Source organism: Leisingera sp. MMG026 (assembly GCF_021654205.1).
GTDB lineage: Bacteria > Pseudomonadota > Alphaproteobacteria > Rhodobacterales > Rhodobacteraceae > Leisingera.
Genome location: NZ_JAKFZM010000030.1, coordinates 18,843 through 41,033 on the forward strand (window position 1 = coordinate 18,843; position 22,191 = coordinate 41,033).

19 protein-coding genes are annotated in these 22,191 nt (G+C 63.3%); 13 read left to right on the top strand and 6 right to left on the bottom strand.

The features are described from left to right. Positions 1–343 precede the first annotated feature (343 nt). The 7 genes from xdhA (at position 344) to L1069_RS16250 (ending at position 9,778) form a co-directional block, all read left to right on the top strand. On the top strand, positions 344–1,768 hold the full coding sequence (gene xdhA, locus L1069_RS16220; RefSeq protein WP_237456363.1) for a xanthine dehydrogenase small subunit: 1,425 nt from the start codon (positions 344–346) through the stop codon (positions 1,766–1,768). After that, positions 1,765–4,098: a xanthine dehydrogenase molybdopterin binding subunit gene (gene xdhB, locus L1069_RS16225; protein ID WP_237456364.1), complete on the top strand. Its 2,334-nt coding sequence runs from the start codon at positions 1,765–1,767 to the stop codon at positions 4,096–4,098. Before xdhA ends, xdhB begins: the two co-directional genes overlap by 4 nt. Further along, a complete protein-coding gene (xdhC, locus tag L1069_RS16230) occupies positions 4,088–5,023 on the top strand; it encodes a xanthine dehydrogenase accessory protein XdhC (protein WP_237456365.1) in 936 nt (311 codons plus the stop codon). The genes xdhB and xdhC overlap by 11 nt, the downstream gene beginning before the upstream one ends. After that, the gene (locus L1069_RS16235; RefSeq protein ID WP_237456366.1) at positions 5,020–6,537 is read left to right on the top strand and encodes an ATP-binding cassette domain-containing protein; all 1,518 of its coding nucleotides are present in this window, start codon (positions 5,020–5,022) and stop codon (positions 6,535–6,537) included. The genes xdhC and L1069_RS16235 overlap by 4 nt, the downstream gene beginning before the upstream one ends. Positions 6,538–6,636: 99 nt before the next feature. Further along, positions 6,637–7,719, top strand: a complete 1,083-nt coding sequence (locus L1069_RS16240) for an ABC transporter permease (RefSeq protein ID WP_237456367.1) — start codon at positions 6,637–6,639, stop codon at positions 7,717–7,719. Then, positions 7,719–8,639: an ABC transporter permease gene (locus tag L1069_RS16245; RefSeq protein ID WP_237456368.1), complete on the top strand. Its 921-nt coding sequence runs from the start codon at positions 7,719–7,721 to the stop codon at positions 8,637–8,639. The genes L1069_RS16240 and L1069_RS16245 overlap by 1 nt, the downstream gene beginning before the upstream one ends. A gap of 65 nt (positions 8,640–8,704) precedes the next feature. After that, positions 8,705–9,778 carry a BMP family ABC transporter substrate-binding protein gene (locus L1069_RS16250; protein WP_237456369.1) on the top strand — a complete coding sequence of 358 codons (1,074 nt, stop codon included), beginning with the start codon at positions 8,705–8,707 and terminating at the stop codon, positions 9,776–9,778. Positions 9,779–9,849: 71 nt separating this feature from the next. On the opposite strand, the gene L1069_RS16255 is transcribed toward L1069_RS16250, so the two are convergent. Further along, positions 9,850–10,440 (bottom strand): hypothetical protein, encoded by a 591-nt coding sequence (locus tag L1069_RS16255; protein ID WP_134830376.1) that lies wholly within the window; start codon positions 10,438–10,440, stop codon positions 9,850–9,852. Between the two features lie 131 nt (positions 10,441–10,571). Here L1069_RS16255 and L1069_RS16260 point away from each other — a divergent pair, with 131 nt between their 5' ends. From L1069_RS16260 to L1069_RS16275, 4 genes are all read left to right on the top strand, one after another. Next, a complete protein-coding gene (locus tag L1069_RS16260) occupies positions 10,572–11,510 on the top strand; it encodes an aldo/keto reductase (RefSeq protein WP_237456370.1) in 939 nt (312 codons plus the stop codon). Positions 11,511–11,514: 4 nt separating this feature from the next. Beyond that, complete coding sequence (locus L1069_RS16265) at positions 11,515–12,585, top strand: FAD-binding oxidoreductase (protein WP_237456371.1); 1,071 nt, start codon at positions 11,515–11,517, stop codon at positions 12,583–12,585. Then, positions 12,585–13,241, top strand: coding sequence for a DUF938 domain-containing protein (locus L1069_RS16270; protein ID WP_237456372.1), 657 nt, complete (start codon positions 12,585–12,587; stop codon positions 13,239–13,241). Before L1069_RS16265 ends, L1069_RS16270 begins: the two co-directional genes overlap by 1 nt. Before the next feature lie 74 nt (positions 13,242–13,315). Next, a complete protein-coding gene (locus L1069_RS16275) occupies positions 13,316–13,651 on the top strand; it encodes a carboxymuconolactone decarboxylase family protein (protein WP_129370066.1) in 336 nt (111 codons plus the stop codon). A gap of 63 nt (positions 13,652–13,714) precedes the next feature. Here the strand turns inward: L1069_RS16275 and L1069_RS16280 are convergent, their stop codons facing one another. Then, positions 13,715–14,560: a LysR family transcriptional regulator gene (locus tag L1069_RS16280; RefSeq protein WP_237456373.1), complete on the bottom strand. Its 846-nt coding sequence runs from the start codon at positions 14,558–14,560 to the stop codon at positions 13,715–13,717. A 99-nt stretch (positions 14,561–14,659) separates the two neighbouring features. Between L1069_RS16280 and L1069_RS16285 the strand changes: the two genes are divergently transcribed. After that, positions 14,660–15,250, top strand: a complete 591-nt coding sequence (locus L1069_RS16285) for a phosphohydrolase (RefSeq protein ID WP_237456374.1) — start codon at positions 14,660–14,662, stop codon at positions 15,248–15,250. Between the two features lie 196 nt (positions 15,251–15,446). Here L1069_RS16285 and L1069_RS16290 read toward each other — a convergent pair whose 3' ends face one another. Continuing rightward, a complete protein-coding gene (locus L1069_RS16290) occupies positions 15,447–16,340 on the bottom strand; it encodes a LysR family transcriptional regulator (protein WP_237456375.1) in 894 nt (297 codons plus the stop codon). Positions 16,341–16,451: 111 nt separating this feature from the next. Here L1069_RS16290 and L1069_RS16295 point away from each other — a divergent pair, with 111 nt between their 5' ends. Next, the gene (locus L1069_RS16295) at positions 16,452–17,075 is read left to right on the top strand and encodes an NAD(P)H-dependent oxidoreductase (RefSeq protein ID WP_237456376.1); all 624 of its coding nucleotides are present in this window, start codon (positions 16,452–16,454) and stop codon (positions 17,073–17,075) included. Between the two features lie 99 nt (positions 17,076–17,174). Here L1069_RS16295 and L1069_RS16300 read toward each other — a convergent pair whose 3' ends face one another. The 3 genes from L1069_RS16300 to L1069_RS16310 form a co-directional block, all read right to left on the bottom strand. Continuing rightward, complete coding sequence (locus L1069_RS16300) at positions 17,175–19,682, bottom strand: FAD-dependent oxidoreductase (RefSeq protein WP_129370062.1); 2,508 nt, start codon at positions 19,680–19,682, stop codon at positions 17,175–17,177. A gap of 218 nt (positions 19,683–19,900) precedes the next feature. Then, on the bottom strand, positions 19,901–20,242 hold the full coding sequence (locus L1069_RS16305) for a hypothetical protein (protein ID WP_129370061.1): 342 nt from the start codon (positions 20,240–20,242) through the stop codon (positions 19,901–19,903). 541 nt (positions 20,243–20,783) lie between these two features. Then, the gene (locus L1069_RS16310) at positions 20,784–22,187 is read right to left on the bottom strand and encodes an FAD-linked oxidase C-terminal domain-containing protein (protein WP_237456377.1); all 1,404 of its coding nucleotides are present in this window, start codon (positions 22,185–22,187) and stop codon (positions 20,784–20,786) included. Positions 22,188–22,191 lie beyond the last annotated feature (4 nt).

The window sequence follows — 22,191 nt, forward strand, 5'->3', positions numbered from 1 at the left end:
ATTGCCGCAGCACGGTGAAAGAGCGAACTGCAAAGCCTGCTTCCCGCATTAGCGAAAGGATTACCCGCCATTTTCAGGATTAATTTGAAGCTGTTTCGCCCCGCAAAGAGAGACCCGCCCTAAACATACAGCTAAAAGGCATAAAAATTAACAGCATAGCCGCCGCATTTGAAATTTAATTGCGCCGCGGAATACTGCAGCGCAGCAGCGGTTTTCCTTGCTTTGCCAAGGGGCTGCTCCCTAGGCTGGTATCAGCAAGCAACACACAGCCCGCCTTTCCTTCTACGCCGCATCGAAGGGAGGCATACCGGGTCAACAGGGTAACGCGGCGGGTCTCGGGAAGATGGCACTCGCCTTTCGTCTGAATGGTGAAGACGTTCTGATCGAACACGCAGACCCATCGTCCACGCTGCTGGACTGGCTGCGCGGCGCTAAGAGTCTCACCGGAACCAAAGAAGGCTGCAACGAAGGCGATTGCGGCGCCTGCACTGTCATGGTCACCGACGGGCGCGGATCGAAAGCGCTGAATGCCTGCATATTGTTCCTGCCCCAGCTCAACGGCAAATCTGTCCGCACTGTCGAAGGTGCCGCAGGCCCGGACGGCAGCCTGCACCCCGTGCAGCAAGCGATGGTCGATCATCACGGCAGCCAATGCGGTTTCTGCACGCCCGGCTTCATCATGTCGATGGTGACCGCCCACACCAACGGTGCGGCGGATTTTGACGACCAGCTGGCCGGCAACCTTTGCCGCTGCACCGGCTACGCCCCGATCATCCGCGCCGCCGAGGCCGCCAGCGGCGCCCCGGTCCCGGACTGGATCGCGGATGAAACCTCTTTCACTTTTTCCGAAATACTCCGGGGGGAGACCGCAGGCCGGGGGGCAGCGCACCCCTCCGGCCCCCCTGCGCCAACGCCCCCGCTGCTGCCCGCCTCCGCAGACGAACTAGCCGAACTCTACAGCGCCAACCCGGATGCAACCCTCGTGGCCGGCGCCACCGATGTCGGCCTCTGGGTCACCAAGCAGCTGCGCCATCTGCCGCAGATGATCTTCCTGGACGGCTGCACAGACCTGAAGGACATTGAGGTCACAGACACCACCGTCCGCATTGGCGCCATGGCAGACATGAACGCCCTGCGCACCGCAATGGAACCGCTGCACCCGTCCTTCGCCGAAATGCTCCGCCGCTTCGCCTCCCAGCAGGTGCGCGCCGCCGCGACAGTCGGCGGCAATATCGCCAACGGCTCCCCCATCGGCGACACCCCGCCCGCATTGATCGCGCTCGGTGCCACCCTGCATTTGCGCAACGGGGATGACCGCCGGGATTTGCCGCTGGAGGATTTCTTCCTCAGCTACGGCAAACAGGACCGCCAGCCCGGCGAATTTGTCGAGACCGTCAGCTTTCCCCGCCAGCCCGGCACGCTGAAGGTCTACAAGCTATCGAAACGCTTTGATCAAGACATTTCCGCCGTGCTCGGTGCTTTCAACGTGACAGTCGAGAACGGCCGGATCACCACGGCCCGCATCGCTTTCGGCGGCATGGCAGGTATCCCGAAACGCGCTGCCTATACAGAGGCCGCCCTGACCGGCCAGCCCTGGACTGAGGCCGCAATACAGGCCGCCACCGCTGCGATTGATCAGGACTTCACCCCGATGAGCGACATGCGTGCCTCAGCCGAATACCGGCTGGAAACTTCGCGCAATATGCTGATCCGCTATTTCGCAGAGATGAACGGCGCGGCAGTTTCGGTGCTGGAGGTGAAACCATGAGCGTTTCAAAACCCCTCCCCCATGACGCCGCCGAACTGCATGTGACCGGCGCCGCGCGATATGTGGATGACATCCCCTCGCCCGCCGGCACGCTGCATCTGGCCTTCGGCCTTTCCCCCATCGCCCGCGGCCACATCACCGGAATGCATCTGAGCAAGGTGCAGCACAGCCCCGGCGTGGCGGCAGTGCTGACCGCCAAGGGGCTGCCGTTTTCCAACGACGTCTCCCCCTCGATCCATGACGAGCCGCTGCTGGCGGCGGGCACGGTCAATTACGTCGGCCAGCCGGTGTTCCTGGTGGTTGCCGACAGCCATCGCAGCGCCCGCATCGCTGCCCGCAAGGGCCGGGTGGACTATGCCGAAGAACCCGCCCTGCTGACCCTGGACGCGGCCCTTGCCGCTGACAGCCGGTTCGAGGAAGGCCCGCGCATCTATGCCAAGGGCGACGCCGCTGCCGCCATCGCTGCCGCTCCGCGCATGATTGAGGGCACATTCGAACTCGGCGGACAGGAGCATTTCTATCTCGAAGGCCAGGCAGCAATGGCCTGGCCGCAGGAGGATGGCGGCATGCATGTCTTCTCCTCGACCCAGCATCCGGCCGAGATTCAGCACAAAGTGGCGGACGCCATCGATCTGCCAATGCATAGTGTCAGGGTCGAAACCCGCCGCATGGGCGGCGGCTTTGGCGGCAAGGAAAGCCAGGGCAATGCGTTGGCCGTCGCTTGTGCTGTTGCGGCGCGGCTGACCGGGCGCCCTTGCAAGATGCGCTATGACCGTGACGACGACATGGTGATCACCGGCAAGCGCCACGCCTTCCGTATCTCCTACCGCGCCGGGTTTGACGGCGACGGTCAGCTGCAAGGGGTCGAGTTCCTGCATCTGGTGGATTGCGGCTGGGCGCAAGATCTGTCGCTGCCGGTGGCTGATCGCGCCATGCTGCACGCCGATAATGCCTATCTGATCCCCGGTATCAGGATTGAGAGCCACCGCCTGCGCACCAACCGGCAAAGCGCCACCGCCTACCGCGGTTTTGGCGGACCGCAGGGCATGGTCGGGATCGAGCGGGTGATGGACCATATCGCCCATGACCTCGGGATGGACCCAGCGGAGCTGCGGCAGCGGAATTATTATGCGGCCCCCGAGGAGGGGGGCTCTGCCCCCCCGCCCCCCCGGGATATTTCGGGCAAGAGGAAAGACAACACCACGCCTTATGGCATGGAAGTCACGGATTTTGAGCTGCAAGGGATGACGGCGGATCTGTTGCGCTCCTCGGATTATGCGGCGCGCAAGGCAGCAATTGCGGAGTGGAACAAGGGTCAGACCCACCTGAAACGCGGTATCGCCTTTTCGCCGGTGAAGTTCGGGATTTCCTTTACGCTGACGCATCTCAATCAAGCCGGCGCGCTGGTGCATGTCTATCAGGACGGCTCGGTGCATCTGAACCACGGCGGCACCGAGATGGGCCAGGGGCTGTTCCAGAAGGTGGCGCAGGTTGCCGCCAGCCGCTTTGGCATCCCGCTGGAGAAGGTCAGGATCACCGCAACCGACACCGCCAAAGTGCCCAATACCTCCGCCACCGCGGCCTCGTCGGGGTCCGACCTTAATGGCATGGCGGTGAAGGCGGCCTGCGACACCATCCGCGACCGCATGGCCGGGTATCTGGCGCAGCAGCATCAGGCACGCCCCGGCGATGTGGTGTTTGAAGGTGGTATGGTGCGCATTGGCCAGGACGAAATGAGTTTCGATCAGGCCGCCATGGCCTGCTACCAGGGCCGGGTCAGCCTGTCTGCCACCGGTTTTTACAAGACACCCAAGGTGGAATGGGACCGGATCAAGGGCCAGGGCCGCCCGTTTTATTACTTCGCCTATGGTGCCGCGGTGACCGAAGTGGTGGTGGACGCCCTCACCGGCGAGAACCGTATCCTGCGTGCCGACATTCTGCATGACGCCGGCGCCTCGTTGAACCCTGACATCGACATCGGCCAGATCGAGGGCGGCTATGTGCAGGGCGCCGGCTGGCTGACCACCGAGGAGCTGGTCTGGGACGGCGCCGGGCGCCTGCGCACCCATGCCCCCTCAACTTACAAAATCCCTGCCTGCTCGGACCGGCCCGATGTGTTCAACGTTGCACTTTACGACGGGCAGAACCGCGAGGACACCATCTACCGCTCCAAGGCTGTGGGGGAGCCGCCTTTTATGCTGGGCATCTCCGCCTGGCTGGCGCTCAGCGATGCGGTTTCGGCTTTTGGTGATGCCTACCCGGCGCTGGATGCCCCCGCCACAGCGGAAGAAGTCTGGCGCGCAATCCGGAGGGTACGTGATGGGGTTTGATGTCCAGGCCCTCCGCAAGGCGGTCGAGGAACATGGCCGCGTGGTGCGGGTGGTGATCGCGGCTGTCCGCGGCTCCTCCCCGCGCGAGGCCGGCACTGCCATGCTGGTTTGGAAGGACGGCCAAAGCGGCACCATCGGCGGCGGCACATTGGAGTTTGAAGCTGCAGAGGCCGCACGCCTGCAAGCCGAGCCCAAGACGTTCAGCACCCATGCATTAGGGCCGGACCTGGGCCAATGCTGCGGCGGCGCGGTCACCCTGCTGAACGAGGTCTATGAGACCGCGGATCTAGCCGCGCTGGACCAGGAGATCATCGCCCGCTCCGCCAGCCCGGCGCCGATGCCGATGGCGGTGAAACGCATCCTCGCTGCCGCCCGCAGCCAGGGCCTGCCCCCTGCGCCGCAGCTGGTGGACGGCTGGATGATCGAACCTGTTCACAAACCTAACAGCCCGGTCTGGATCTGGGGCGCAGGCCACGTGGGCCGCGCACTGGTGAACGTTCTGGCACCGCTGCCGGATCTGGAGATCACCTGGGTGGACACCGGCGCAGAGCGGTTTCCGGCAGAAACGCCTTCCGGCATCACAGTAGTTCCTGCCACAGACCCTGCGCTTCTGGTGCCGCATGCGCCTGAAAACGCTGTGCATTTGGTGCTGACCTATTCCCATGCGCTGGATCTGGCGCTATGCCACGCGCTGTTGGGCCGCGGCTTTGCCTTCGCTGGGCTGATCGGTTCCAGAACCAAATGGGCGCGGTTCCGGTCGCGTCTTGCCGCCCTGGGCCACAGCCCGGACCGGATTTCACGGATCGCCTGCCCGATCGGCGATCCGCAACTTGGAAAACATCCGCAGATGATTGCGGTCGGCGTCGCGGCCCAGTTGCTGCGGCTGAGTGCAAAAGATGAATTGAGAAAGGACCGGCGCGCGTGAGTGTACCACTGTTGAGCCTGCAAGGCCTGACCAAGGCCTACCCCGGGGTTGTGGCCAATGACTCCGTCTCCTTTGACATCGGCGAGGGCGAAGTGCATGCCCTCCTTGGTGAAAACGGCGCCGGGAAATCGACGCTGGTCAAGATGATCTATGGCCTCGTGAAGCCCGACAGCGGCCAGATGCTGCTGCGCGGAGCGCCTTTCGCCCCAGCTGAGCCGCGTGCGGCACGTGCTGACGGCATCGCCATGGTATTTCAGCATTTTTCGCTGTTTGACGCCTTGAATGTGGCTGAGAACATTGCGCTGGGGATGGAGAACCCGCCGGAGTTGCGCGACCTCGCCGCCCGCATCCGCGAAGTGTCGGAAACCTATGGGTTGCCGCTCGATCCCTTCCGCACCGTTGGTGATTTGTCGGCAGGTGAGCGCCAGAGGGTCGAGATCATCCGCTGCCTGCTGCAGGACCCGAAACTCTTGATCATGGACGAGCCGACCTCGGTCCTGACCCCGCAGGAGGTGGAGATCCTGTTCAAGACCCTGCAGAAGCTGCAGTCCGAGGGTACCTCGATCCTATATATCTCGCACAAGCTGGAGGAAATCCGCACGCTCTGCGATCACGCCACCATTCTGCGGCTGGGAAAGAACGTCGGCGAATGCACCCCGGCTGAAACCTCGGCCCGCGACATGGCGGAGATGATGGTCGGCAGCACCCTGCAGACCCCGGAACGCGGCAACCGCGAATTCGGCGGTGTGGCGATGGATATCTCCGGCCTGTCGGTACCGGCGCCTTCGGCCTTTGGCACTGCACTGAAGAACGTGCATTTGACGGTGAAAAAGGGCGAGATCCTTGGCATCGGCGGCGTGGCAGGCAACGGGCAGGACGAACTGCTGGGTGTGCTTTCCGGCGAGGTCCTGACCGATGCGGATGCAGTAAAACTGCATGGGCAACCCATTGGCCGCCTTGGCCCCGCCGCACGGCGCAAGCTGGGCGTTCTGGCAGCACCCGAAGAACGCCTGGGCCATGCCGCGGCGCCTGATATGAGCCTGACGGAGAATGCCATGCTCACCGGATCGGTGCGTGAGGGGCTGGAAAAGAACGGGTTTCTGGATTGGGCTGCAACCAAGGAATTTGCCGAGCGCATCATCAAGGCTTTTGACGTCCGCACGCCTGGTCCCGGCAATGCTGCGCGCTCACTGTCGGGCGGCAATCTGCAGAAGTTCGTGATCGGGCGCGAAGTGCTGCAGGATCCGGACGTTCTGGTGGTGAACCAGCCGACCTGGGGCGTCGATGCCGCAGCTGCCGCAGCCATCCGCCAGTCGCTGCTGGATCTGGCCGCCAAGGGGGCGGCGGTGATCTGCATCAGCCAGGATCTGGACGAGCTGATGGAAATCTCCGACAGCTTTGCCGCCTTGAACGAGGGCCGCCTGAGCGCCCCGCGCGAGGCTGCGGGCCTGACCGTAGACGAAATCGGCCTGATGATGGGCGGCGCCCATGGCATGGAGGTGGCGCATGTTTGACCCCGCCCGCAGTTATTTCACCTCCCCTCTCGGCGGCAAAGCGGTCTGCCGGGCAAAGGGCGGGAGTATTTTTGGAAAGATGAAACAGGGAGCCGCTACATGATCCGGCTTGAGAAACGGCCGCAGCCGTCGCGCGCCTGGTCGATGGCGACGCCGCTGGTGGCGGTGCTGGCGACGATGCTGTTTGGCGGGCTGTTGTTTGCAGCCCTTGGCAAACCGCCGGTGGAGGCGATCCGCACCATTTTCTGGGAACCGCTGTTTGGCGAGTTCTCCTTTTACTACCGCCCGCAGCTCTTGGTGAAAGGCGCACCGCTGGTGCTGATCGCCATCGGCCTGTCGCTGGGTTTCCGCGCTGGGATCTGGAACATCGGTGCCGAGGGCCAGTACATCATGGGCGCCATCTTTGGCGCCGGGGCCGGCCTGGCCTTCTATCCTTCCGAATCCTTCCTCATTTTCCCCTTCATGGTCCTCGCAGGCGCCTTTGGCGGCTGGCTCTGGGCGATGATCCCGGCGGTGCTGAAAACCCGCTTTGGCACCAATGAGATCCTGGTGTCGCTGATGCTGGTCTATGTGGCCGAGCAGTTCCTCGCCTCGGTCTCATTGGGGCTGCTGAAGAACCCGGAGGGATTTGGCTTTCCCGGATCGCGCAACCTGCAGTCCTGGGACGCCGCCCATAACGCTGAGCTGATCGCGGGCAGCGGCATGCACTGGGGCGTGGTGGCGGCGCTGATTGCGGTGATCTTTGCCTATGTGCTGCTGAACCGCCACATGACCGGCTACCACATCCGCCTGACCGGCGAGGCGCCGCGCGCGGCCAAGTTTGCCGGCGTGAACCCCACCCGGCTGGTGCTGTTCTGCCTTGGCACCTCTGGCGCTTTGGCCGGGCTGGCCGGCATGTTCGAGGTCTCCGGCCCGTCCGGCCAGGTCAGCATCGACTTTAACGTGGGCTATGGCTTTACCGCCATTATCGTCGCCTTCCTGGGCCGTCTGCATCCTGTCGGCATCTTGCTGGCAGGCGGGCTGATGGCGCTGACATATATCGGCGGCGACATTGCGCAGTCGAACCTGCAGCTGCCCGCCGCGGCCATTCAGGTGTTCCAGGGGATGCTTCTGTTCTTCCTCTTGGCCTTTGACCTGTTGACCAATTTCCGCATCGCAATCGGCAAGCCGGAGGTGGCGTGATGGATCTTTCTGCAATCAACCCGGTCCTGCTCATCGCTTCGCTGATGGTGGCCGCCACCCCGCTGCTGCTGGCCGCCATAGGCGAGCTGGTGGTCGAGAAATCCGGCGTGCTGAACCTTGGCGTCGAGGGGATGATGATCACCGGCGCCATCGCAGGCTTTGCCGTGGCGGTAGAGAGCGGCTCGCCGCTCCTCGGCTTCGTGGCCGCCGCCATTGCGGGCGCCGCCCTGTCGGTCCTGTTTGCTATTCTCACCCAGTTTGCCCAGGCAAATCAGGTGGCCTCGGGCCTGTCTTTGACCCTGTTCGGGCTGGGGCTTTCGGCGCTGTTGGGGCAATCTTATGTCGGTGTGAAACCGCCGCAAATGGGCGATATCCATATCCCGGTGCTCAGCGATCTGCCCGTGGTCGGCCCGATCCTGTTCGGCCATGACATCATCCTTTATTTCGGTATCGTGCTGACCGCAGCCGTCTGGTGGGTGCTGAAATATTCCCGCATCGGACTGGTGCTGCGCGCAGTGGGCGAGAACCACGACGCCGCCCATGCGTTGGGGTACAAGGTGCTGAAGATCCGCCTGATGGCAATTATGTTCGGCGGCGCCTGTGCAGGCCTTGGCGGCGCCTACATCAGCCTGATCCGTGTTCCGCAATGGACCGAGGGCATGACCGCCGGCATCGGCTGGATTGCCCTGGCGCTGGTGGTTTTTGCCAGCTGGAAACCCTGGCGCGCGCTGCTGGGTGCTTATCTCTTTGGCGGGGTCACCGTGGTGCAGCTCAATCTGCAGGCGGCAGGCGTTGCCATTCCGGTCGAGTATCTGGCAATGTCGCCCTATCTGATTACGATCCTTGTGCTTGTTATCCTTTCGGCGGACAAAAGCAGCGCACCCGCCTCGCTTGGCCGCAACTTCCACGCCTCCCGTTGAACATGGGGGGCTTTTCACTGCCCCGGCAGCCCGGGGCCAAAAAGATCCAAACTGGGGAGAAATTGATGAAACTGACCAAACTTCTGACCAGCGCCGCGATGGCGCTTGGCCTGGCCGCAGGCGCGGCGATGGCGGACACCACCAAAGTGGGCTTTGTCTATGTCGGCCCCGTCGGCGACGGCGGCTGGACCTATGAGCACGACCAGGGCCGCAAGGCGGTTGAGGCCGAATTCGGCGATCAGGTCGAAACTGTGTACGTGGAAAACGTCGCCGAAGGCCCGGACGCCGAGCGGGTAATGACCCAGATGGCGCTGGAAGGCGCCGACCTGATTTTCACCACCTCCTTCGGCTACATGGACCCGACCATCAACGTCGCCAAGAAATTCCCGGATGTGAAGTTCGAGCACGCCACCGGCTATAAACGCGCCGACAACGTCTCGACCTATTCCGCCCGCTTTTACGAGGGCCGCGCAGTACAGGGCACCATCGCGGGCCACATGACCGAAAGCAACGTGGTCGGCTACATCGGCTCCTATCCGATCCCGGAAGTGGTGCGCGGCATCAACTCCGCCTATCTCCACGCCAAGAAGGTGAACCCCGACGTCCAGTTCAAGATCGTTTGGGCCTTCACCTGGTTCGATCCTGCGAAAGAGGCAGATGCCGCCAAGGTGCTGATCGAACAAGGTGCCGACGTGATCCTGCAGCACACAGACTCCACCGCGCCGCAGGCCGCCGCACAGGCCGCAGGCAACGTGATCACCTTTGGTCAGGCCTCTGACATGGCGGAATACGGTCCCAAGCCGCGGGTGTCTTCGATCATCGACGACTGGGCGCCCTATTACATCGCCCGCACCAAGGCAGTGATTGACGGCAACTGGGTGTCGGTTGACACCTGGGACGGCATCGGCGCCGGCATGGTTGGCATCGGCGAGATTTCCGATGCGGTTCCGGCGGATGTGAAAGAGGCAGCCCTTGCGATAAAGGCGTCGATCGCCGACGGCTCTTACCATCCGTTCACCGGTCCGGTCAAAAAGCAGGACGGCTCTGACTGGCTGGCTGAGGGCGAGACCGCAGACGACGGCACCCTGGCTGGCATGAACTTCTATGTCGAAGGCCTGGAAGGCGACATCCCGCAGTAAGCGCGCGTCACTCAGAAATGGAAAGGCCCGCCGGTTGGCGGGCCTTTTTCATTCGGTGTCCCCGGCCCCGGTCAGGAACAGCGCACCGGCGCTGCCAGCCGCCGCACCTGCCCGCTATCCCGTTCAGCCAGCGGTGCGCCGGTCACTGCGCAGCCTGAAATCTGCGCGACATAGGCTGTCAGCTCCTGCAGCGCGGCACTGCCGCCAGCCTGCAGCCCGGCCCTGGGCATGCTGATGGCGAACAGCACTGCAAAGCTGCTGCCGTCCACTGTAACGATCCGGAACCGGGTCTGCGCATCCCCCAGGTTGGTCTTTGCCGCATAGGGCGACTTGCGTTCAGACGCCTTGTAGGCAATTGCAGCCCCGGCGGCTTCGCGCGCGGCCAGCCGTGCGCCGCCTGCCTGGAAACCCGCCGAATGGGCCACCAGCCATGGGGCGCCGGTACGGGTCTTGTGCAGGCCCGGGCGCATCGCTGCATGGGGGGCCAGCTCAGCCTCGGCTGCTGCCCGGTAATCTGTGCCGCTTGCCCCGGCCGGCACCCCGGTCTGCCCTCCTGCCTGCGCGCTGGAACCTGCCCGCGTTGCCGACCAGTAATCGGGCTTCTCCGGTCCCGCACAGGCTGCCAGAAGCGCCGCCGCCCCGATCATCAGAAACTGTTTCACGTTTGCTCTCCGTAGCTTTGCGGCCTCTATCCTGACAAGAAAACCGGGCCGCATTATGGCATCCAGACCTGGGCTGCACGAAGGCTGCAATCCGTCTTTCCCTGCCGCGCCCCCTATGCCAAGCTCCGCGCATGACGCAGAATCTGACCACCCCCGATGGCACCCCCGCCAGCCGCTTTGCCTTTGGCTGCATGCAGTTCGGCGGCCGCGCCGATGAGGCGCAATCGGCCGGGATGTATGCCGCCTGCCGCACCGCCGGCATCAGCCACTTTGACACCGCCTGGATTTATACGGGTGGCCGTTCGGAGGAGATCCTGGGCCGCCTGATCCGGGAGGAGCGCGAGCAGCTGCTGATCGCCACCAAGGCGGGCTATACCGGCGGTGCCGGCGCCGCGAATATCCGCACTCAGTTTGACGAAAGCCGCCGCCGGCTGGGGCTCGACATGGTCGATGTGCTTTATTTGCATCGGTTTGATCCGCATACCGACCTGCGCGAAACCATGGACTGCTTTGCGGCACTGAAAAGCAAAGGGCTGATCCGCTATGCGGCGCTGTCGAACTTTGCTGCATGGCAGGTGATGAAGGCGCAGATGGCAGGCCTCGCCTCGGGCACCGCCGTGGACATCCTGCAGCCGATGTATTCGCTGGTGAAACGCCAGGCCGAGGTGGAAATCCTGCCGATGTGCGCTGATCAGGGCATAACCGCCGTCCCCTATTCGCCGCTGGGCGGCGGGCTGCTGACCGGCAAATATGCCGCCGGCGGCAGCGGCCGCATCACCGAGGACAAAGGCTACCGCACCCGCTACGGGCAGGCCTTCATGCATGAAGCCGCCCAAGCCCTGACCGCTCTGGCAGCGGATCATGGAACCGATCCGGCCACTCTGGCAGTTGCCTGGGCCGCAGCGCATCCCAGCCGCCCTGTGCCGATCATCTCTGCCCGCACTGTCCAGCAGCTGCAACCCTCGCTGGCAGCGCTGGATTTTGGTATGGAGCCGGACCTTTACCAAGCAATTGAAGCACTCAGCCCCCGACCCGCACCCGCGACCGACCGGCTGGAAGAACAGGATTAGACCCATGCAGGATTTCATCGTCATCGGCGGCGGCATGGCCGGCACCAGCGCCGCCGCCCGGCTTGCAGACCTCGGCAGCGTTACCCTGCTGGAGATGGAGGACGCGCTTGGCTACCATTCCTCGGGCCGCTCCGCCGCTTTGTTCGAGGAAAACTACGGCCACGGCCCCACCATCGACCTGAACCGCGCCAGCGCAGCCCATTTGCGCGGCGGCGGCTATCTGTCGCCGCGCGGTCTGATGCTGGTGGGGGCCAAGGAGGATGCCGAAGGCTTTGCCCGCGACGTCGATGAGCTGCAGATGGCCACGCTGGAGCTGGACGAGGCCCGCGCCATGATCCCTATCCTGAACCCTGATACCGTCGGCTTTGCCGCCGTCAGCGGCGCGGCCGAGGATATCGACACCGACCGGATGCTGCAGGATTTCGCCAAATCCTTGCGCGCCGGCGGCGGTCAGATCGTGACCAAGGCGCCGGTGAGTGCCATCACACGCACGGCTTTTGGATGGGAGGTCACTGCAGGCGGCCAATCCTATCAGGCCCGCAAGCTGGTCAATGCGGCGGGCGCCTGGGCGGATCAGGTTGCGGCACTGGCAGGCGTGGAAACCATCGGCCTTCAGCCCAAGCGCCGTTCGATGGCGCGGTTGCCTGCGCCGGGCGGGCATGACGTCAGCGGCTGGCCAATGATGATCGGCGTCGGTGAAACCTGGTACGCCAAACCCGACGCGGGCAAGCTGTTGGTCTCCCCCGCCGATACCGATCCGGTGGACCCGCATGACGCCTATGCCGACGACATGGTGCTGGCCGAGGGACTGGCGCGCTACGAGGAGATGGTGACCGAGCCGGTGACGCGGGTCGAAAGCAACTTTGCCGGGCTGCGCAGTTTTGTGGCCGACGGCACCCTGGTTCTGGGCCCGGACCCGGAGCAGCCGGATTTCATCTGGTGCGCGGCCCAGGGCGGCTATGGCATCATGACCGCACCCGCCGCCTCGCAGCTGATTGCCGATCTGACGGCAGGCCGCACGCCGGCACTGGATGCGTCCGCCGTCGCGGCCTTGTCGCCTGCAAGGCTGCGCTGATGCCGGTGCGCTCTGTCCCCGGATCAGCTTCGGTCGCGGCACCTGAGGATGGCAAGCTGTTCGCCCCCGCCGCCGCCCGCAACAGCGATGTGCTGTGCGATCTGCTGGCAGAGGTTGCCCCGCCGCAAGGACGCGCGCTGGAACTGGCCAGCGGCACCGGCCAGCATATCGCGGCCTATGCCGCGCGCCTGCCCGGTCTGATGTGGCAGCCCAGCGAAGCGGAGGCGGTCCGGCTTGCCAGTATCCAAGCCTATGCCGAAGGGGCGAGCCTGGCGAACATCGCCCCGCCGGTGCCGCTGGATGCTACCGCCCCCGGCTGGGGTGCAGATCACCCGGGGCAGAATTTGATCGTGCTGGTCAACCTCCTGCATCTGATCAGCGAAGATGAAGCAGAAACCCTCATCGCCGAGGCCGCCGCCGCCCTCGCCCCCGGCGGGCGCTTTGTGATCTATGGCCCCTTCCTGCGTGGCGGCGAGCTGACCAGCGAGGGCGACAAAGCGTTCCATGCCAGCCTCACCGCCCACGACCCGCAGATAGGCTACAAGGACGATTTCGACACCATCGACTGGCTGCACGGCAACGGGCTGGAGCTGCTGCAGGCGGTCGAGATGCCCGCCATCAATCTGGCGCTGATTGCGGAAAAACCACGCCTCTGATCTGGATCAATGCTGCCCGCCCCTGCGGCCCATAAACCTTCTGAAACTGGAATATATTTCTGAGGGACAGGCAGATGGACTGGCACGGCAAACTGAATGAGACCCGCAAGGGTCTGCGCAATCTGAACGGCGCCATCCCCGAAGCCGCGCAGGCCTTCGGCGCACTTGGCAAAGCTGTGAAACAGGGCGGTGTGCTGGAGTTCAAGCAAAAGGAATTTGTGGCCCTTGGCATCGCGGTGGCCCTGCGCTGCGAGGATTGCATCGGTCTGCATGTGGAGGCGCTGGTCAAGTCGGGGGCAAGCCGGGCGGAAGTGGGCGACGTGCTGGCGATGTCGATCCAGATGGGCGGCGGGCCGGCAATGATGTATGCGGCCAAGGCGATGGACTGTTTCGATCAGCTGACCCGCTGACCTCCGACGCGGAATTCAGCCCGGAGACCACCTGTTTTCCGGCGGAAATTCCGCACCGGGATTTTATGTGCGCACCTCCCGCAACCCTTGCAAGACCTGGCGGATCTGCTCCAGCGCCGGGTTGTCCGGCAGGTACAGCACCTTGCAGCTCAGTTGGATTGTCGGCGCGTCCTCGACCCTGTGGATTTGTCCCGCCGCCAGCGCCCCCGCCGCCATATAGGCAGGAAAATACCCCATGCCGCCCCGTTTCATCAGATAGCGCAAACCCATCGGCGCGTTACCCAAAACGATATGCTGGCGGCTGCGCTGCGGCAGCACCTGCTGCACCTGCGCCGCATATTCGCTGCCGAACTCCAGGTTGATGAACAGGGGCAATGCGTCCCGACCCAGCCGCAACTGCTGGTCCGACACCAGAACCAGCTCCTCCGGCGGCAGTTCCTCTACCCCCAGCCTTGTGCCTGCGGGAACCTCGTTCACAATTGCCAGATCCAGCAGCCTGCGCGCCACCGCTTCGCCCATGTTGAGACCGTGATCATAGTTCAGCGTGAACGGCACGGTGCCCTGCGCCTGTTCCAGCCAGACGGCCACATCGACCAGCAGAGGATCCCAAACTGACAGCTGCGCCCCCAACCGAAGTGAAACCCTTCCCGCCAGGCTTTCCCGCAAATCGCCGGACACAAACTCCCAGGTCCGCATCATCTGCTCGGCATAGGGCAGAAACTGCCGGCCCGCCGCAGACAGCCGGGTGCCGCCCGGCCCGCGTTCAAACAGGCTGGCGCCCAGCGCCTCCTCCAGCGCCTTGATGCGGGCGCTGACCGCGGTCTGGGTGATGTGCAGCCGCCGCGCCGCGGCGTGAAAACTGCCGGCGGCCTCGATAGCCAGAAAGGTCTCAAAAGCGTTGATCTGCATATTGACCACTATTTCTGCTCGGATCGAGCAAATCAATTCGTTTTTCTGCTTAGTCACGTTTCGCTAGGCTGAAACCCTATCAACCAAAGGACCCGCGACATGCTGGACAAAAGCCACAAGCCCACCTGGACCAGTTTCCAAGACGCCACGCCCGAAGACTGGGCCGCGGTGGAGAAATATGAGGAGGAATACAACGCCGCCCTGCCCGACCGGATTCTGGACGCGATCCGCTCTTTGGACGAGGATTGGACCCCCTACCCGGTGAACCGGTACCAGCACTCGCTGCAGGCCGCGACCCGCGCGCATGAAGACGGCGCCAATGACGAGATCATCGTGGCGGCACTGGTGCATGACACCGGCGACATCCTGTCGCCCTACAACCATGGCGAGCTGTCAGCGGCGATGATGAAACCCTATGTCAGCGAGAAAACCTATTGGATTCTGAAACATCACTGCGTGTTCCAGGGTTTCTATTACAACCATCATTTCGGCGGTGACCGCAACGCCCGCGACAAATACCGCGGCAGCCCCCATTGGGAGGACTGCCGGTATTTCTGCGAAAAATACGACCAATGCGCCTTTGACCCCGAGTATCCCACCAAGCCGCTGGAGTTCTTCGAGCCGATCCTGCGCCGGGTTTTGTCGCGCGGCTGGGGCCATATGGAGCTGGCCGAGACCGCCGGCGGCTGACCGCGGCGGCCCTGCGCCGCGCCCGGCGCGCCACCACGGGGGCCAGGCAGGCCGCGCCGCAGGCGCGGCCTGCCTGGCCCAACGGGAACCTTCGGATTTCATATCCGAACGGTGACGGGCGGGAGAGCAATATCTGCGGCCAATCGGAAAGGCGTCCAGCAAAGGTTCCATAGCCGGATCCGGATTGGGCGCCGGTTCAGGATTTTGGCAGGCAGGCCGTCAGGAAATCCACAAAAGCACGTGTTTTCGGCTCCAGCTGGCGCCGCTCCGCATAGACCGCGCTGACCGGCGTGCCTGCGGGAAGAGAAACAAATTCTGCGAGCAAAGGAACAAGACTGCCATTATCCAATTGCTCCCGGACTGCCCACTCGGGCATCATCACGACCCCGCATCCGGACACCGCCAGCGCCTTCAGAAACGCCAGCCCGTTGGCTTGAACCGGACCGCTGACCGGAACATCGCATGGGCCGTCCGGCGTATCAAACCGCCAGAACGAGGGGCCGGCGGATGTGCGGAACGACAGGCACTGATGCCCTGCCAGATCTGAAGGGTGCGCCGGCGTGCCCTGCGCCTTGAGATAAGCCGGGCTGGCATAGAGCTGCGAGTGGCTATCGAACAACTTACGGGCGACCAGGCTGGAATCCTTCAGCTGCCCCATGCGGATTGCAAGGTCGATCCGGCCTTCCACCAAATCCGCAATGGGAGAGGAAAACAGCAGCTTCACCTTCACCTCCGGATGCCCGCGCAGAAACTCGGGCAGCAGCGGTGAAATCAGGGCCACCGCCAGATCCGGCTCAACCGTTACCGTCAGCATCCCGGCCGGTGCGCCGGTCATACGCGCGATCCCGCTGCGGGCAGCGTCCAGCTCCTCGGCAGCGCGTTTCGCATGGTGGTAATACAGTTCGCCAGCCTCAGACAAGCTCTGCTTCCGGGTTGTGCGCTGAAAAAGCCGCGCCCCCAAGGCACTCTCAAGCTGCTGGATCTGGCGCGCCACCGACGACGGCGCCACACCCAGAACGCGAGCTGCTGCCGAGAAGCTGCCCTCCTCGACCACGCAGACAAACAGAGAGATGCTGGCGCCCTGAATCATTTGTGCAATTTGCGCACAAGTGCTTTGCGATTCAATCCATTTTTGCGGGTTGGTTCCGCCCTCATATTGCACCCGTCCAAGACAATCATTCCCTCAGACAGGAGACATGAGATGACCAAACTGCTGTTTATCAAGGCATCGCCCCGCGGCGATGATTCAAAGTCCACCGCGGTGGCCAACGCCTATCTTGCTAAGCTGCAGGCGCAGGACGCCCAGCTCGAGGTGGACGTTCTGGATCTGTCCGCCGAAACCCTGCCGGACTTTGATGGCAACAAGGTTGCCGCCAAGATGAACATCATCACCGGCCAGGACCAGGATGCATCCCAGCGGACTGCCTGGGACGAGATTACCACCATGGCTCATCGCTTCATCAGCGCCGACATCTACCTGATCGCCTCTCCGATGTGGAACGGCAGCATCCCCTACAAGTTCAAGCAGTACATCGACCTGGTGCACCAGCCCGGCCTGCTGTGGGGTCTTGACCCGGAAAAAGGCTACTTCGGCCTGCTGGAAGGCAAAAAGGCCGTGCTGGCCCTGACCAGCGGAGCCTACGGCCCGAACATGCCTTCGCCCGCCTTCGGCGTGGACCACCAGTCTGCCTACCTGAAGTTCTGGCTGAACCAGGCCGGTGTGGAGAACATCGAAGAAATCCGTTTCCAGCCCACGCTGCTGACGGCGGATCCGGAGGCCGGCTTCCAGGCCGCGGTCGCCGAAGCGGAAAAGCTGGTGTCCTAACGACCGCAGGGGCAGACAGGCCGCGCTTGGCTGGCCGCCACCCCCAGAAAAAAAGCCCCGGCGCAATCGCCGGGGCTTCCTTGTCTCACTGCTCTGGCCTTAGCCGTTCTGGCGGATGGTCTCGTTCTTCGGGTCATAGGGGCTGTCGCAGGTCACAACCGCGTCCCACAGCTTGTCCTGGATCTTGACCTTCAGCTTGGTGCCTTCCACCGCCATCTCGGGCTTTACATAGCCCATGCCGATGGATTTCTCGAAGGCCACCGAATAGCCGCCCGAGGTCAGGCGGCCCACACGGGTGCCATCCTCGGCGTACAGCGCCTCACGGCCCCAGGGATCAGCGTCTTCGGGTCCGTCGATCAGCAGGGTGCAGCATTTCACCCGCACGCCGGTCTCGATCAGCTTTTCCTTGCCGTGGAAATCTTTTTCCAGGTCGATAAAGCGCGGCAGATCCGCTTCGGCCGGGGTTGCGTCGCGGCCCAGTTCGTTGCCAAAGGCGCGATAGGATTTCTCCTGGCGCAGCCAGTTCTGCGCACGCGCACCCACCAGTTTCATGCCGTGCTTCTCACCGGCTTTTTCCAGCAGATCGAACAGGTAGTTCTGCATCTCCATCGGGTGGTGCAGTTCCCAGCCGAGTTCACCGGTATAGGCCACGCGGATCGCGTTCACCGGGCACATGCCCAGTTCGATCTGGCGGGCCGACAGCCAGGGGAAACGCTTGTTGGACAGCGCGGTTTCCGGATCGGCATCGACGATGATCTCTTTCAGCACGTCGCGCGATTTCGGACCGGCAATCGCAAACACGCCCCACTGGGTGGTCACGTCCTGCAGCTCGATACGGCCGAATTCAGCTTCCTTATCCGCGATCGCCTTCTTCAGGAAGTCGGCGTCGTATTCGGTCCAGGCACCTGCGGACACCAGGTAATACTCGTCATCCTTCAGGCGGACGATGGTGTACTCAGTCCGGGTGGTGCCGGCTACGGTCAGCGCATAGGTCAGGTTGATGCGGCCGACCTTGGGCAGTTTGTTGCAGGTGAACCAGTCAAGGAACTGAGTCGCACCAGGGCCTTTGACGATGTGCTTGGTAAAGGCAGTTGCATCGACCAGGCCAACACCTTCGCGGATCGCCTTGGCTTCGTCCACAGCGTGCTGCCACCAGCCGCCGCGGCGGAAGGAGCGGGCTTCCTCGTCAAAGTTGTCGGCGGCGTCCACGGGACCGAAGTAGTTCGGACGTTCCCAGCCGTTGACCCAGCCGAATTGCGCGCCGCGGGCTTTCTGGCGGTCGAACGCGGGCGCGGTGCGCAGCGGGCGGGCTGCCGGGCGCTCTTCGTCCGGGTGGTGCAGGATGTAGACGTGCTCATAGCACTCTTCATTCTTGCGGGCCGCGAACTCGGTGGTCATCCAGTTGGAGGAGTAGCGTTTCGGGTCGAGCGACGCCATGTCGATCTCGGCTTCGCCGTCGACCATCATCTGCGCCAGATAATAGCCGGTGCCGCCTGCGGCGGTGATGCCGAAGGAGAAGCCTTCCGCCAGCCACATGTTGCGCAGGCCCGGTGCCGGGCCGACCAGCGGGTTGCCGTCGGGAGTGTAGCAGATCGGGCCGTTGAAATCGTCTTTCAGGCCGGATTCAGCGCAGGACGGAACCCGTTCGGCCATCGCCATGTACTGATCGGCAATCCGGTCCAATTCCAGCGGGAACAGGTCGGCGCGGAAGCTGTCCGGCACACCGTGCTCAAAACGCGCAGGTGCCCCGCGCTCATAAATCCCCAGGATCCAGCCGCCGCGTTCTTCGCGGGCATAGGATTCATTGTCGGCGTCGCGCACCACGGGGTGCTCGGGGTTGCCTGCTTCGCGCCATTTGACCAGCTCGGGGTCCTTGTCCATGACGATGAAGGTGTGCTCGACCGGGATTGCCGGCATCTTGATGCCCAGCATCTTGGCGGTGCGCTGCGCGTGGTTGCCGGATGCGGTCACGACATGCTCGGCGGTGATCACAACCTTCTCGTCGCTCTCGACCAGGTTGCCGCCCTTCTCCACCATTTTGGTGCAGGTGACTTCCCAGTGGGTGCCGGTCCAATGGAATTCATCAGCCTGCAGCTTGCGAACGATCTCAACACCGCGCTGACGGGCGCCCTTGGCCATCGCCTGGGTCACGTCTGCGGGGTTAATATAGCCGTCCTCGGTGTGGTAGATCGCACCCTTCAGATCAGAGGTCTCGATCAGCGGCCAGCGCGCCTTGATCTCATCCGGGGTCAGCCATTCATAAGGCACGTCGCAGGTTTCCGCGATGGAGGCATAGAGCATGTATTCGTCCATGCGCTCCTGGGTCTGCGCCATGCGCAGGTTGCCGACCACGGCAAAACCTGCGTTCAGGCCGGTTTCCTCTTCCAGGGTCTTGTAGAAATCGACCGAGTACTTGTGGATGTGGGTGGTCGCATAAGACATGTTGAACAGCGGCAGAAGGCCGGCTGCGTGCCAGGTCGAGCCGGAGGTCAGCTCGTCACGCTCGATCAGCATGACGTCTTCCCAGCCGGCCTTGGCCAGGTGATAGGCAATCGAGGTGCCAACGGCGCCGCCGCCAACAACAAGCGCTTTGACTTGGGTTTTCATTCTCCGGCTCTCCAGCTTTGTGAGATTCTTGCCTGCGGTTATGCCCAAGCCGCGCAATCGGCGCAAAATCAGGCCGACGCAAAAACAGCCAAAACCGACCTTGCGCGCCACAGCATACAGGATTTTGATGGAAACCCTGCCGGAAATGGCGTTTTTCTACGCAGCAGAAAGCGGGCCGGCGCCCCCTGTGGTTCCTTGATCAGGCTGGTTTGGGGCTGTCAGCAGTCCGCAACATTGCCGCGGCGGATGCAGACGGGCTGCGGCGCGTCCTCGTTGTTCTGTGCATCTGCAACCTGCTGACCGCCCGAGAGCAGGCTCTTGCCATAGCCGGCCGCCTCGCTCCAAATCGACTGGCCGTCCCCGGCAGCAAGCCCGGCAAGGCTGGTTGCTTCCTTGGCGGCACGGGCGCGGGTAAAGCGGTCCTGCAGAATGGTGCTGTAGTCGGTGGCGCTGAGATCCCCCCAATTCAGCCCCGCGGCACGGGTCTGGATGTAGTAATCATAGCCGATCACCGCCTGGGTGCTGAACACCAGAATGCCCATTGCCTTTTTCAGTCCCATGCCGTTCTCCGGTTTTGCGAAACGCTCCGGCTTCATCCCAATTCAGGACCCGGCGCAGAATTGCGGCAGCTTTCCGGCAATTCAGGGAAGAGTGCAGTGCAATCGCCGCTGTCCGGCCAGGACCCTGCCCTGCCGGTTGCTGCCGCATTCTGCCGGTGCTGATCCTTGGGTGCTGTCTGATGCTTTGATCGTCAGCAGTTAGGAATGGCGCCGCCGCCAAGGAGGCGGAGGCGGGACGGGAGGCTCCTCCCGCACGCTGAACTTTGTCTCTGCGTGCCCTTGCCAAAGGACCCTGTTCCAAAATGCCGGGGGTGTCAGGCCCGGTGGTGACCGCGATCAAGGGGGATCATGACAGAGCGGCTTTAAGATACGCTGAGGCAGGCGTGCGCCGGGGGTGCAACATCTTGGCGCTGCATCCTGTTGCCGCCGTTGCGCAGTGAGTATTTGAGAAAAGATGAAGCGACAGGGCAGTGCTTCAGCTTTTTCTAAATACTCAAAGTCCGCCGTTGATCCAGCATGGTTCGCAGGCGGCTCCTGCGGCTCACATCTCCAGGATCTTGCCCGGATTCATGATGTTCTCCGGATCCAGTGCGGCCTTGATGGCTGCCATATAGCGGGTCGTCTCGCCCAGCTCCTTTTGCAGATAGGGACGTTTGCCCTGTCCGATGCCGTGCTCGCCGGTGCAGGTGCCGTCCATCGAGATCGCCAGATCGTTCAGCCAGCCGACAAAATCATCCGCCTTCTGCCGTTCGATGCCGCTGTCCATATCAATCAGCAGCAGCGCGTGAAAATTGCCGTCGCCCACATGGCCGACAATCGGAGCCATCAGTCCCATGCTCTCGGCTTTGTCCCGCGCGGCGCCGACGCATTCCGCAAGGCGCGAGATCGGCACGCAGACATCGGTCGAGATCCCCTTGGCACCGGGGCGCAGCTGCAGGCTGGCCCAATACATGTCATGGCGCGCCTGCCAAAGTTTGTTGCGTTCCTCGGATGTTGAGGTCGCGGCAAAGTCAAAACCGCTGAATTCCTCGGCGATGGAGGCAAACATGTCCGACTGTTCCACCACGCCCGCGTCCGAACCGTGGAATTCCAGCAGCAGCAGCGGAGTCTCTGGCAGGTCGAGGCCGGAATAGGCATTGGCCGCCCGCACGCTGAGCGCATCCAGCAGTTCGATCCGGGCAACGGGGATGCCGTATTGGATGGTCATCATCACCGCGCGGCAGGCGTCATCCACGGTGCGGAAGGAACAGCGGGCGGAGCGGATCGCCTCGGGGATGCCCTGCAGTTTCAGCGTCAGCTCGGTGATCAGGCCCAAGGTGCCCTCGGAGCCGACCAGCAGGCGCGTCATGTCATAACCTGCCGAGGATTTCCTGGCCCGCTGCGCCGTGCGGATCACGCCGCCGTCGGCCATCACCGCCTCAAGCGCCAGCACGTTGTCCTTCATGGTTCCGTAGCGCACCGCGTTGGTGCCCGAGGCCCGCGTCGCCGCCATGCCGCCCAAGGATGCATTGGCGCCGGGATCGATCGGGAAAAACAGACCCTGATCGCGCAGATAGGTGTTGAGCTGCTCACGGGTGACGCCGGGCTGCACCACCACGTCGAGGTCTTCGGCATGGACGGCGATAATCCTGTCCATCCGCATCATGTCGATGCAGATACCGCCGGCGGGGGCGTTCACATGGCCTTCCAGAGAGGTGCCGGTGCCGAAGGGAATAACCGGCACGCCGTATTCGGCGCAGACCGTGATAATCCCGGAAACTTCTTCCGTAGAAGTGGGGAAGACCACCGCATCCGGAGGCTGATTGGTGATCCATGTGGTGGTGTGGCCGTGCTGATCGCGGATGGCCTGGCCGGTTTGCAGCTGATCGCCGAACCGCTGGCTCAGCGTCTCGACAGCGGCGGCGATCCCGGCCTCGTTGCGGGGCAATGAGATGGCTTGCACCATAATG

Excerpts from the sequence above, each read along its gene's own strand:
- xdhA (WP_237456363.1), top strand. The coding sequence starts at position 344 with ATGGCACTCGCCTTTCGTCTGAATGGTGAAGACGTTCTGATCGAACAC.
- xdhB (WP_237456364.1), top strand. The coding sequence starts at position 1,765 with ATGAGCGTTTCAAAACCCCTCCCCCATGACGCCGCCGAACTGCATGTG.
- xdhC (WP_237456365.1), top strand. The coding sequence starts at position 4,088 with ATGGGGTTTGATGTCCAGGCCCTCCGCAAGGCGGTCGAGGAACATGGC.
- L1069_RS16240 (WP_237456367.1), top strand. The coding sequence starts at position 6,637 with ATGATCCGGCTTGAGAAACGGCCGCAGCCGTCGCGCGCCTGGTCGATG.
- L1069_RS16245 (WP_237456368.1), top strand. The coding sequence starts at position 7,719 with ATGGATCTTTCTGCAATCAACCCGGTCCTGCTCATCGCTTCGCTGATG.
- L1069_RS16250 (WP_237456369.1), top strand. The coding sequence starts at position 8,705 with ATGAAACTGACCAAACTTCTGACCAGCGCCGCGATGGCGCTTGGCCTG.
- L1069_RS16260 (WP_237456370.1), top strand. The coding sequence starts at position 10,572 with ATGACGCAGAATCTGACCACCCCCGATGGCACCCCCGCCAGCCGCTTT.
- L1069_RS16265 (WP_237456371.1), top strand. The coding sequence starts at position 11,515 with ATGCAGGATTTCATCGTCATCGGCGGCGGCATGGCCGGCACCAGCGCC.
- L1069_RS16270 (WP_237456372.1), top strand. The coding sequence starts at position 12,585 with ATGCCGGTGCGCTCTGTCCCCGGATCAGCTTCGGTCGCGGCACCTGAG.
- L1069_RS16275 (WP_129370066.1), top strand. The coding sequence starts at position 13,316 with ATGGACTGGCACGGCAAACTGAATGAGACCCGCAAGGGTCTGCGCAAT.
- L1069_RS16280 (WP_237456373.1), bottom strand. The coding sequence starts at position 14,560 with ATGCAGATCAACGCTTTTGAGACCTTTCTGGCTATCGAGGCCGCCGGC.
- L1069_RS16285 (WP_237456374.1), top strand. The coding sequence starts at position 14,660 with ATGCTGGACAAAAGCCACAAGCCCACCTGGACCAGTTTCCAAGACGCC.
- L1069_RS16290 (WP_237456375.1), bottom strand. The coding sequence starts at position 16,340 with ATGATTCAGGGCGCCAGCATCTCTCTGTTTGTCTGCGTGGTCGAGGAG.
- L1069_RS16295 (WP_237456376.1), top strand. The coding sequence starts at position 16,452 with ATGACCAAACTGCTGTTTATCAAGGCATCGCCCCGCGGCGATGATTCA.
- L1069_RS16300 (WP_129370062.1), bottom strand. The coding sequence starts at position 19,682 with ATGAAAACCCAAGTCAAAGCGCTTGTTGTTGGCGGCGGCGCCGTTGGC.
- L1069_RS16305 (WP_129370061.1), bottom strand. The coding sequence starts at position 20,242 with ATGGGACTGAAAAAGGCAATGGGCATTCTGGTGTTCAGCACCCAGGCG.
- L1069_RS16310 (WP_237456377.1), bottom strand. The coding sequence starts at position 22,187 with ATGGTGCAAGCCATCTCATTGCCCCGCAACGAGGCCGGGATCGCCGCC.